The organism is Bradyrhizobium sp., from assembly GCF_049512235.1.
In the GTDB taxonomy this organism is placed as follows: domain Bacteria; phylum Pseudomonadota; class Alphaproteobacteria; order Rhizobiales; family Xanthobacteraceae; genus Bradyrhizobium.
In genome coordinates this window covers 1-9,565 of the sequence record NZ_JBEKXH010000252.1, presented here as the reverse complement: position 1 = coordinate 9,565, position 9,565 = coordinate 1, and the positions used below count along the sequence as shown (strand labels likewise).

Sequence of the window (9,565 nt, the reverse complement as noted above, 5' to 3'; positions counted from 1 at the left end):
CATCGAGCAGCGCGGCAATATCGGCGGCCATTGTGCTGAAGGTGAGCTCACCCCTCGCCTTCTGCGACAGACCCGCTCCGCGGGTATCGTAACGCAAGATGCGACGCGATTTGGCGAGCGGCGGGACAACTTCGTCCCAGCTTTCGAGCGAGCCACCCATTTCGTGCACGAGCACCAAGGTGCGGTCACCCTTGCCGCTCAGTTCGTAGCGTAGCGCGATACGATCAAGTTCGATGAAATGCATTTGACTTTATTACGCGCCTCCACCCGCAAGCGGCAAGGCAGCCCCGCCACATGGCGGCACCGCATCCATGCAGCCGCCGGCACCCGCTGAGCTATTGCCGCATATCGCAGCTAACCTTGCTTGAAAGCACTCGGGAAAAGGGGCAAACACCCGAAAGAGATTTCTTGGTCGGAGCGGCAGGATTCGAACCTGCGACCCCTGCGTCCCGAACGCAGTGCTCTACCGGGCTGAGCCACACTCCGACAAGAACGCGGCTTATAGCCTTGGCGTTCGCCCACCGCAAGAAGCCGAATTGAGGACGCCGATTCCTGTGAATGTGGGTCTGACAACGCCAATCCTGCCCGCCGGCGAGGCCGCCGTGGCCACGGCTGTGCATTGCTTCCGCCAGGGCGGGCTGGTCGCGTTCCCGACCGAGACCGTCTATGGTCTCGGCGCCGACGCCACCAATGCTGCGGCCATCGCGCGGCTTTATCAGGCCAAGGGCCGGCCGGCGTTCAATCCGCTGATCGCCCATGTGGGGAATCTTGAGGCCGCGATGCGGCTGGCCCGCTTTGACGCAACCGCGATCGCGTTGGCCGGCGCGTTCTGGCCGGGGCCGCTGACGCTGGTGCTGCCGAAGACCGCGGATTGCCCGGTGGCCGATCTCGCCACCGCGGGGCTCGACACCATCGCCATCCGGGTGCCCGCTCACGCCGTGGCGCGGCGGATTCTCGGCGCATTCGGGGGTCCCGTGGTGGCGCCTTCGGCGAACCTGTCGGGTCATGTCTCGCCGACGACGGCTTTGCACGTGCAAAGCGATCTTGCCGGGCGGATCGATCTGATCGTCGACGGCGGCGCGGTCGAGATCGGCGTCGAATCCAGCATCGTCGGATGTTTCGACACACTGACGCTGCTGCGCCCCGGCGGCGTGCCGCGCGGCGAGATCGAGCGTGCGCTCGGCCGGGTAGTGTTGCAACCGCCCGACCACGATGATACCAGCCGGCCCAGGGCGCCGGGCATGCTGGCCTCGCACTACGCGCCGCGAGCCAGGGTGCGGCTCAATGCAGCAGACATCCGGGCCGGCGAAGCGCTGCTGGCGTTCGGGCCGGCCGCATTGCGCGGAGTTGACCCGGCGACACCAGTGCTGAATTTGTCCGCGCGCGGCGATCTCACGGAGGCCGCCGCCAATCTTTTCGGTTATCTTCGCGCGCTCGATGCAAGCGGCGCCCGCGCCATCGCGGTCATGCCGGTGCCGCAGCACGGGCTCGGCGAAGCGATCAATGACCGTCTGCGCCGCGCCGCGGTAGAGCGGGATTGAACAGGCAAATGAGTACGTAAATGAGAACAAGCCAAATCAAGAAAAGCAAGAGACCAGGATGAACATCGTCCAGCCATCTTTACCGCCGCTCTCGCCCGAATTGATCGCCCGGTTCCGCGCGATCGTCGGTAGCAAATACGCGGTGACCGATGCCGCCGACATCGCGCCCTATATCACCGAGGAGCGTGACCTGTTTCATGGCAGATCGCCGCTGGTATTGCGGCCAGGCGCGACGGCGGAAGTATCGGATATCTGCAAACTCGCCAGCGAATACAAGATCGCGCTGGTGCCGCAGGGCGGCAATACCGGACTTGTCGGAGGCCAGACCCCGCATCACGGTGAAGTCGTGGTTTCGCTGCGGCGGATGGACAAAGTGCGCGACATCGACACCGCCTCCAACACCATGACCTGCGAGGCCGGCGTGGTGCTGCAGGTCGCCCAGCAGGAAGCTTCCAGGGTCGACCGGCTGTTTCCGCTGTCACTCGGCGCCGAGGGAAGCTGCACCATCGGCGGCAATCTCTCCACCAATGCCGGCGGCACCACGGCGCTGGCCTACGGGGTGGCGCGCGAGATGGCGCTCGGGCTGGAGGTGGTGCTGGCCGACGGCCGCATTCTCAATGGACTGTCGAAGCTGAAAAAGGACAACACCGGCTACGATCTGCGCAACCTGTTCATCGGCGCCGAGGGCACCCTTGGCATCATCACCGCGGCAACGCTGAAGCTGTTTCCAAAGCCCCGCGCGATCGAGACCGCCTATGTCGGCCTGGAGTCGCCGGCCAAGGCGTTGCAGCTCTTGGCGATCGCGCAGAGCGAGGCCGCGGGAACGCTGACCAGTTTCGAGTTGTTGTCCGACATCGCCGTGGATTTCAGCGTGCGCCACGGCATCGACATCCGCGATCCCCTGACCGGCAAGCATCCATGGTACGTGCTGATGGAACTGTCCTCGCCGCGCGAGGATGCCCGGGCCACGCTGGAATCGATCCTGGCGCAGGCGCTCGAGGCCGGCGTCGTCGACGATGCGGTGATCGCGACCAACCTGAGCCAGCGCGCGGCGTTCTGGAAGCTGCGCGACGAAATGTCCGCGGCGCAGAAGCCGGAAGGCGGATCGATCAAGCACGACATTTCGGTGCCCGTGGTCGCGGTGCCTGATTTCATCGAACAGGCCAATGCCGCCGTGGTGAAGCTCATTGCGGGGGCCCGGCCGGTGCCATTCGGCCATCTCGGCGACGGCAACATCCATTATAACGTCAGCCAGCCGGTTGGCGGCGATGCCGCCGATTTCCTCTCGCGCAGGCACGAGGTCAATGCGGTGGTTTTCGATATTGTGCTGCGGATGGGCGGATCGATCTCCGCCGAGCATGGCATCGGCGTGCTCAAGCGCGACGAATTGCCCGAGGTGAAGGACAAGGTCGCGATCGAACTGATGCGCAGCCTCAAGGCGATGCTCGATCCACTGGGCATCATGAATCCCGGAAAGGTGCTGTAAGCGTGGCTTTGACTGCCCCCGCCGCCGCGCTCGCGATCGCGCCGATCGCAGACGCCGAGGTCACAGCCGTGGTTGCGTTGTGGCAGCGCTGCGGGTTGACGCGCCCCTGGAACGATCCTGCCGCCGATATCGCGCTTGCCCGCCGGGGGCCGAACGCGGCGGTGCTGGTTGGACGTGACGGCAGCGGCATCGCAGCCTCGGTTCTGGTCGGACATGATGGTCATCGTGGCTGGGTTTATTACGTCGCCGTCGACCCCGACTGCCGGCACAGGGGATATGGCCGCGTCATCATGGATGCGGCGGAGGACTGGCTAAGGGCGGCCGGCATCGAAAAAATGCAACTGATGGTGCGTGCCGACAACAGCGAGGTTCAGGCATTCTATCAGTCGCTCGGTTATTTCGAGCAGCAGCGCATCGTCTACGCCAAATGGCTCGACGGGCGCGAGCCGACACCGTAATCGAGAAAGGCTCGACATGACCGTTTCCGACCGCATCCGCGTCCACAATGTCCGCGTGCCTTCCGACAACTACGCCACGCTGAAGGACCAAGCTACTGCTTCGCCAGCTGAATTGAAAACTCGGCGTTGCGGATGCGGGCGGCGAGACCTTCGGCGAATTTCGCCACCGCATCCTCGCCGTAGGTTGCAACCAGCTCGGCGAATGCGGCGAACAGGCTGGCCTGCGCGAGGCAGTCGCCATCGACGCCATCGTGCCGCGCCTCCGCCCAGGCCTCGTTGAGATAACCGAGCGCGGCCCGTTTTTGTTCGTGATCGGGCAGCGGATCGCGGCCGGTCGAGAAGGACGCTGGATGGCTCATGGAACTCAACAGGCTGGGCGCGATCCCGGGCGGTGCGCGTCGAATGCGTTAACGTCTAGCACGCAGCGCGGCGCCGCCTAGAGCAGTTCCTTAAGAAGGGTTAATAGAGCTCTTGGTCTATTGGATTGGACCAAAGGACTTCAGGCCAGCGCCCCGCCACCGCGTATGTCTCGATGCTTCCAGTAGTTTCCACACCAACGCAAAACCCTAATTGGCGTAGCGGGCCGTCAGATCCCGTGAAATCTTGGAGCCTTCCTCGATGTAGCGGCGGATCGCGACCGTCGCGGCCGGCGTACAGGTCCGGTAGGTCTGCTGGAAGCCGTTATAGCCGCGGTTGAAGCCCGCAATCATGCGCGCACGGCGGTCACCCGTGGGGGTTTCGGCATCGATCAGCGCCTGCATCTGGTTGCGCCATTTCAGGCCTTCATTGCTGCCGCAAATGCCCCGCAAATAATGCAGGGTGCCGAGGATCTCTGCCAGCCGCTGCAGGTCGCCGTCGAACGGCGCCGCAGCGTCCTGGGCCCGCGCCGGGCCAGAGAGGCACGCCGAAACAACGATAAGAGCGGCTAAAATACGCTTGGCCATGATTTTTTTCGACGCCTTCGAAACGCCAGGGGGGCGCCGAAGGCGTTTCGGCTCGACCCGGTCTAGCGGAGCGGGGAAGCGATTTCAACGCATGATCCGGCCAGGGCCGCAACCCCCGCCGCGCATGGGGTTGCCGGCTCACGGGCGGACATTCACGCCTTGTCAGAACGCGCGGTGGACACGCCGTGCCGCCGCAATGGCGCTCGACGGCAATGTCGCGCCGGAAGCCTCATTTAAGCAGGAATACGGAGGAAAAACGAAGCGCCGCATTAATTCAGAGCGGTTGTAATGAGCGTTTATCGCCAACAGCGGGCGAGGTCGAGATGGGAGACGCGCTATGACCGTATTCGAGCCGAACGAAACCCCACCCCTTATCCTCATTGCCGACGACGATCCTTCGATCGTGAGGCTGCTGGCGGATCGATTCAGCCTGATGGGCTTCAAGGTCGAAACCGCATCCAACGGAAGGCAGGCGCTGCGGAGGGTGCGCCAGGGCGGGGTCGACGCCCTGATTGTCGACATCCAGATGCCAGAACTGGACGGCCTGGCCGTCTCCGCGTATCTGCTCGAACATGTCAAACGGCCCTTGCATGTGATCGTTGCGACCGGGCGTCGCGATGCCGAAACGATCGAAACCTGCGATAGCATGGGCGCCCTTTATGTTCGTAAGGGCGCAAAGTTCTGGAAAGATCTGGAATCCGCTTTGGTCGAGATCTATCCAGCCAAAGCGGAACGCATCAGGCAGTCGGGATTGCGGTCGACCGGGATCGCCGTGCCAAAGCGTGCGCGCGTGTTGCTGGTTGACGATGATCCGGACGTGGAAAGCTTTCTCCGCAGCAGGCTCGATCGATGCGGCATTGACACCCTGTACGCAGCCGACGCGGCGCAGGGCTACCTGATGGCATGCAAGGAAGAGCCCGCCGTTATCATATCGGACTATTCCATGCCGAAGGGCGACGCCCAATACTTTCTGACCCGACTGCGGACCACGCCGGCGACCAAGGATATTCCGTTCATTGTATTGACCGGGAGGGAGCTCAGCGGGGCCAACAAACTTGGCCTGTATCGGAGCATCGGCGGTCGGTCCGGGGCGGCGCAAATCGTGCGGAAATCTGCCGATACCGGCGAACTGTTCGGAGCGCTGCAAGAATTCTGCGGACTGCAGGCAAGCATGGCCTAGCCATGAATGCGGGGGCGTCGAAGCGTGCTGCGTCTTCGGATTAAGCAACAAGCCGCCTGATTTTCATGCCTCGATCAGGCGGCGGGCCGACGCGATGACCTCCTGCAGGCCAGCGGTGAGCTTGAGATCATCAGGAGCATCGGGCGCAAGCCACCTGAAATCGTCGAGTTCGTCGTTCAGCACCGGCTCGCCCGAGGTCCAGCGCGCCGCGAACGACATGATGAGATAATGGCCTTCCGCAATGGTTCCCGGCACCACCTCGCGCCATCCGGCGAGGCCGATGATCTCGATTTTCAGCGCGGTTTCCTCATCGACTTCGCGATGCAGGGCGGCATGCAGGCTTTCGCCGAATTCGACCCGGCCGCCCGGCAGCGAATAAAAGCCCTTGGCCGGCGATCGCGCCCGCCGCACCAGCAGGATCCTGCCCTGGCGAAAGATCGCCGCGCTGACCGCAAGCTGGGGGTGTGACGGCTGCACCGGGCTCGCCCCTGAAATCAGTGGGTCATGATGTAGTCGACGTCGGCGTCGGCGCCACCATTGATGATACCGCCGGCCGCCGCCACCAGCGGCTTGACCCAGCCGGTGGCCTGCAGCGCCAGCGTGGCGCGGGTCTTGTCCTGGCGAACCTCGCGCATCGCCGCGCCGACCGCGGTGAGAATTGAGGTCATTGTGCTGGTGATATTGTCGAAGTCGGCCCGGACGCCGGCGTCGGCGGATTCATAGGCCTCGATCGCCAGCTGGCGCGCCTTGAAATTGGACGCCATGAAGTGCTCGCGATAGGATAGGGGATGCCAGGCCAGAAAGTCTTCCGCGCATTCCGGCATATCCGGAATCATCTCGAGCAGCATGATGGCTTCGTTGAAATGATTCAGATAATCGGTGGCGAGGCCGGTGCCGGGATTGATGTTGGCGGCGCGCAACAGAGCAGCCCGCGGCTCCTGACCGGGACCCGGCTGGAGCGTCATCTGGCGCCCGGATGGCGCGGGTTTGGAGGCCGCTGATGTCATCTGCCGCAGTGTTAACGATCGGGGTTAAAAGGTGCTGAACGCATGCCTATCTGAGCCATCGAAATGTGTGGACGCTTTGTCATTACCTCCCCGCCGGCGGCCTTGCGGCAGATTTTTGGCTATGTCGAACAGCCTAACTTCCCGCCGCGGCATAATATTGCGCCGACGCAACCCATACCTGTGGTCATCCTCGACAACGGCATCCGGCACTTTCGACTGATGCGATGGGGGCTGTTGCCGGCCTGGGTCAAGGAGCCCGCCAAATTCACCCTGCTGATCAACGCACGCGCCGAAACGGTACTTGAAAAACCGGCTTTCAGGAACGCGATGCGGCGGCGGCGCTGCCTGATCCCGGCGGATGGCTATTACGAATGGCAGGCTTCCGCGAAGCGCAAACAGCCCACCTTCATCCATCGCCGCGACGGGCAACCGATCGGTCTGGCCGGGCTGGCGGAAACCTGGACCGGGCCGAACGGCGAGGAACTCGATACGGTGGCGATCGTGACCGCGCCAGCGAGCGCCGATCTCGCCGTGCTGCATCACCGCGTACCTGTGACGGTTGCGCCTGAAGATTTCGAGCGCTGGCTCGATTGCGGCAGGCATGATGCCGGGACCGCAATGACGCTGCTGGCACCCCCCGCCGCCGGCGAATTCGTCTGGCACGAGGTCTCGACGCGGGTCAATCGCGTCGCCAACGACGACGCCCAGCTGATCCTGCCGATCACGCCGGAGCAGCGCGCCGCCGAGGAGCCGCAGCCGAAGAAGCCGGCGCCGCGCAAGCCGGTGCAGGTGACGTCAGATGACGGACAGGGGTCGTTGTTTTAGCGCTTCAGCGTCTCCAGAAACCGCACCGGCTCGCCGGTTGCGGGCGTCAGCAGCTCGCCCTGCCACATCACCCGTCGGCCGCGCACGAAGGTGCCGACGGGCCAGCCGGTGACGCGCATGCCGTCATAGGGCGTCCAGCCGGCGCGCGAGGCCACCCATCGGTTGGTGATGGTCTCGCTGCGCGTGAGATCGACCACCGTAAAGTCCGCATCATAGCCCGCGGCGATGCGACCCTTGCAGGCGATGTTGAACAACCGTGCCGGGCCGGCGCTGGTGAGATCGACCAGGCGCGCCAGCGACAAACGTCCGGCATTGACATGATCGAGCATCAGCGGCACCAGCGTCTGCACCCCTGTCATGCCCGAGGGCGAAGCCGGATAGGTCTTCGCCTTCTCTTCCAGGGTGTGGGGCGCGTGATCGGAGCCGAGCACATCGATGATGCCCTGCGCGATACCGCGCCAGATGCCGTCACGGTGATCGACCGAGCGCACCGGCGGATTCATCTGCGCGCGGGTGCCGAGCCGCTCATAGCATTCGGGCGCGACCAGCGTGAGGTGGTGTGGGGTCGCCTCGCAGGAAGCGACATCCTTGTGATCGCGTAGAAACTCGATCTCCTGTCGGGTCGAGATATGCAGGACGTGAATCCGCTTTCCCGCTTCATGGGCGAGATGGACGAGGCGCTGCGTCGCCTTGAGCGCCGCGGTCTCGTCGCGCCACACCGGATGCGAACGCGGATCGCCTTCGACACGCAGTCCCTTGCGCTCGTTGAGTCGGTACTCATCCTCGGCATGAAAGGCGGCGCGGCGGGCGATCACCTTGAAAATCCGCCGCAGGCTTTCGTCATCCTCGACCAATAGCGCGCCGGTCGACGAGCCGATAAATACCTTGACGCCGGCACAGCCGGGCGCGCGTTCCAGCTCCGGCAGGTCCCGCACGTTGTCGCGGGTGCCGCCGATGAAAAACGCGAAATCGCAATGCATGCGATGCCGGCCGCGTCTGACTTTATCGCTGAAGGTCGCCTCGGTGACGGTCAGGGGATCGGTGTTCGGCATTTCGAATACCGCGGTCACCCCGCCCATCACCGCGCTGCGCGAGCCGGTCTCCAGGTCCTCTTTATGGGTAAGACCCGGCTCTCGAAAATGAACTTGCGTGTCGATCACGCCCGGCAGGATGTGCAGACCCCTGCAATCGATCACCTCGGCGGCCACGGCCTGCCCGAGTTCGCCGATGGCAGCGATCCGGCCATCGGCGATGGCGATGTCGCGCATGCCCTCGCCATCCTGATTGACCACGGTGCCTGATTTCAAAATCGCGTCGTAGCTCTGGCTCATCATTCCTCGTATTCAGTTGCCCCTCATGCCGAGGAGGCTTGACCGGGGCCGTCTCAAAGCATGCGGCACAGTCGGTGTCGGTTCTTAATCCTTGCAGGACGCCGCGCCATCGCCGTTCGGCTACGACGGGCTCCCCCGGGATGATGTCATCATACGCCGCGCGGGTCTTGTCGTTTAAAGCCCGGCGGCTTACGTTGTGCTGCAACATGTCACAAGAGATTTTCAGATGAAAGCAGCGTTTCTTCCCGACCGGGGCGTGGTCAAGGTCAACGGCGATGACGCGCGTAAATTTCTCAACGGCCTCGTCACGACCGATGTCGCGCTGGTCGCCCCTGGCCTCGGCCGCTTCGGGGCTTTGCTGACGCCGCAGGGCAAGATCATTGTGGACTTCCTGATCACCGAGGCGCCTTCCGGCCATGGCGGTGGTTTGTTGATCGACTGCCCGCGCCCGCTGGCGCAAGCGCTCGCCGACAAGCTTGGCTTCTACAAGCTGCGGGCCAAGGTCACGGTCGAAAATCTGTCGGACGATCTTGGCGTGGTTGCCGCCTGGGATGGCGATCTGGCCATCAAACCCGATCTGACCTTCGCCGATCCACGCCATACAGCACTAGGCTGGCGGATGCTCGTGCCGGAGCCGCTGGCGCAAAAGGCCGCCGATCTGATCGGCGCGGAACTGCTCGACAGCACGGCCTATGACATCCACCGGATCGCTGCGGGTGTTCCGCTCGGCGGCATGGATTTCATGTATGGCAATGCATTTCCGCACGAAAGCAACATGGATCGCCTGCACGGC

11 protein-coding genes, 1 tRNA gene and 1 pseudogene are annotated in these 9,565 nt (G+C 63.8%); 6 read left to right on the top strand and 7 right to left on the bottom strand.

Annotation, left to right across the window (positions count from 1 at the left end; all coding sequences use genetic code 11):
* Together ABSG20_RS21705 and ABSG20_RS21700 are read right to left on the bottom strand one after the other, a co-directional pair.
* On the bottom strand, positions 1-244 hold a 244-nt coding region (locus tag ABSG20_RS21705; RefSeq protein WP_423866564.1), incomplete at its 3' end, for an alpha/beta fold hydrolase.
* A gap of 165 nt (positions 245-409) precedes the next feature.
* A tRNA-Pro gene (locus ABSG20_RS21700) sits at positions 410-486 on the bottom strand.
* Positions 487-602: 116 nt separating this feature from the next.
* Here ABSG20_RS21700 and ABSG20_RS21695 point away from each other — a divergent pair.
* Genes ABSG20_RS21695 through ABSG20_RS21685 form a run of 3 tightly spaced genes read left to right on the top strand, consistent with a single transcriptional unit; the run spans position 603 to position 3,485 of the window.
* Positions 603-1,541, top strand: coding sequence for an L-threonylcarbamoyladenylate synthase (locus tag ABSG20_RS21695; RefSeq protein ID WP_423866563.1), 939 nt, complete (start codon positions 603-605; stop codon positions 1,539-1,541).
* A gap of 58 nt (positions 1,542-1,599) precedes the next feature.
* Entirely contained in the window at positions 1,600-3,027 is a 1,428-nt protein-coding gene (locus ABSG20_RS21690; RefSeq protein ID WP_423866562.1) for an FAD-binding oxidoreductase, read from the top strand.
* Positions 3,028-3,029: 2 nt separating this feature from the next.
* Positions 3,030-3,485 carry a GNAT family acetyltransferase gene (locus ABSG20_RS21685; protein ID WP_423866561.1) on the top strand — a complete coding sequence of 152 codons (456 nt, stop codon included), beginning with the start codon at positions 3,030-3,032 and terminating at the stop codon, positions 3,483-3,485.
* Positions 3,486-3,577: 92 nt separating this feature from the next.
* Here ABSG20_RS21685 and ABSG20_RS21680 read toward each other — a convergent pair whose 3' ends face one another.
* The gene (locus ABSG20_RS21680; RefSeq protein ID WP_423866560.1) at positions 3,578-3,844 is read right to left on the bottom strand and encodes a hypothetical protein; all 267 of its coding nucleotides are present in this window, start codon (positions 3,842-3,844) and stop codon (positions 3,578-3,580) included.
* Between the two features lie 207 nt (positions 3,845-4,051).
* Positions 4,052-4,429, bottom strand: a complete 378-nt coding sequence (locus ABSG20_RS21675) for a TIGR02301 family protein (protein ID WP_423866559.1) — start codon at positions 4,427-4,429, stop codon at positions 4,052-4,054.
* A 337-nt stretch (positions 4,430-4,766) separates the two neighbouring features.
* Between ABSG20_RS21675 and ABSG20_RS21670 the strand changes: the two genes are divergently transcribed.
* Positions 4,767-5,609, top strand: a complete 843-nt coding sequence (locus ABSG20_RS21670; RefSeq protein WP_423866558.1) for a response regulator — start codon at positions 4,767-4,769, stop codon at positions 5,607-5,609.
* Between the two features lie 63 nt (positions 5,610-5,672).
* Here the strand turns inward: ABSG20_RS21670 and ABSG20_RS21665 are convergent, their stop codons facing one another.
* Together ABSG20_RS21665 and ABSG20_RS21660 are read right to left on the bottom strand one after the other, a co-directional pair.
* Entirely contained in the window at positions 5,673-6,086 is a 414-nt protein-coding gene (locus ABSG20_RS21665) for an NUDIX hydrolase (protein ID WP_423866557.1), read from the bottom strand.
* A gap of 17 nt (positions 6,087-6,103) precedes the next feature.
* Complete coding sequence (locus tag ABSG20_RS21660) at positions 6,104-6,616, bottom strand: hypothetical protein (RefSeq protein ID WP_423866556.1); 513 nt, start codon at positions 6,614-6,616, stop codon at positions 6,104-6,106.
* Positions 6,617-6,679: 63 nt separating this feature from the next.
* Here ABSG20_RS21660 and ABSG20_RS21655 point away from each other — a divergent pair, with 63 nt between their 5' ends.
* Positions 6,680-7,441 (top strand): SOS response-associated peptidase, encoded by a 762-nt coding sequence (locus ABSG20_RS21655; protein WP_423866555.1) that lies wholly within the window; start codon positions 6,680-6,682, stop codon positions 7,439-7,441.
* Here the strand turns inward: ABSG20_RS21655 and ABSG20_RS21650 are convergent.
* Positions 7,438-8,772: a dihydroorotase gene (locus ABSG20_RS21650; RefSeq protein ID WP_423866554.1), complete on the bottom strand. Its 1,335-nt coding sequence runs from the start codon at positions 8,770-8,772 to the stop codon at positions 7,438-7,440. The genes ABSG20_RS21655 and ABSG20_RS21650 overlap by 4 nt on opposite strands.
* A 226-nt stretch (positions 8,773-8,998) precedes the next feature.
* On the opposite strand from ABSG20_RS21650, the pseudogene ABSG20_RS21645 reads away from it, so the two are divergent.
* Positions 8,999-9,565: pseudogene (locus tag ABSG20_RS21645) on the top strand (CAF17-like 4Fe-4S cluster assembly/insertion protein YgfZ); the annotation flags it as partial.

Coding starts and splice junctions, on each gene's coding strand:
- ABSG20_RS21690 (WP_423866562.1), top strand. CDS start 1,600: ATGAACATCGTCCAGCCATCTTTACCGCCGCTCTCGCCCGAATTGATC.
- ABSG20_RS21680 (WP_423866560.1), bottom strand. CDS start 3,844: ATGAGCCATCCAGCGTCCTTCTCGACCGGCCGCGATCCGCTGCCCGAT.
- ABSG20_RS21675 (WP_423866559.1), bottom strand. CDS start 4,429: ATGGCCAAGCGTATTTTAGCCGCTCTTATCGTTGTTTCGGCGTGCCTC.
- ABSG20_RS21670 (WP_423866558.1), top strand. CDS start 4,767: ATGACCGTATTCGAGCCGAACGAAACCCCACCCCTTATCCTCATTGCC.
- ABSG20_RS21660 (WP_423866556.1), bottom strand. CDS start 6,616: ATGACATCAGCGGCCTCCAAACCCGCGCCATCCGGGCGCCAGATGACG.
- ABSG20_RS21655 (WP_423866555.1), top strand. CDS start 6,680: ATGTGTGGACGCTTTGTCATTACCTCCCCGCCGGCGGCCTTGCGGCAG.
- ABSG20_RS21650 (WP_423866554.1), bottom strand. CDS start 8,772: ATGAGCCAGAGCTACGACGCGATTTTGAAATCAGGCACCGTGGTCAAT.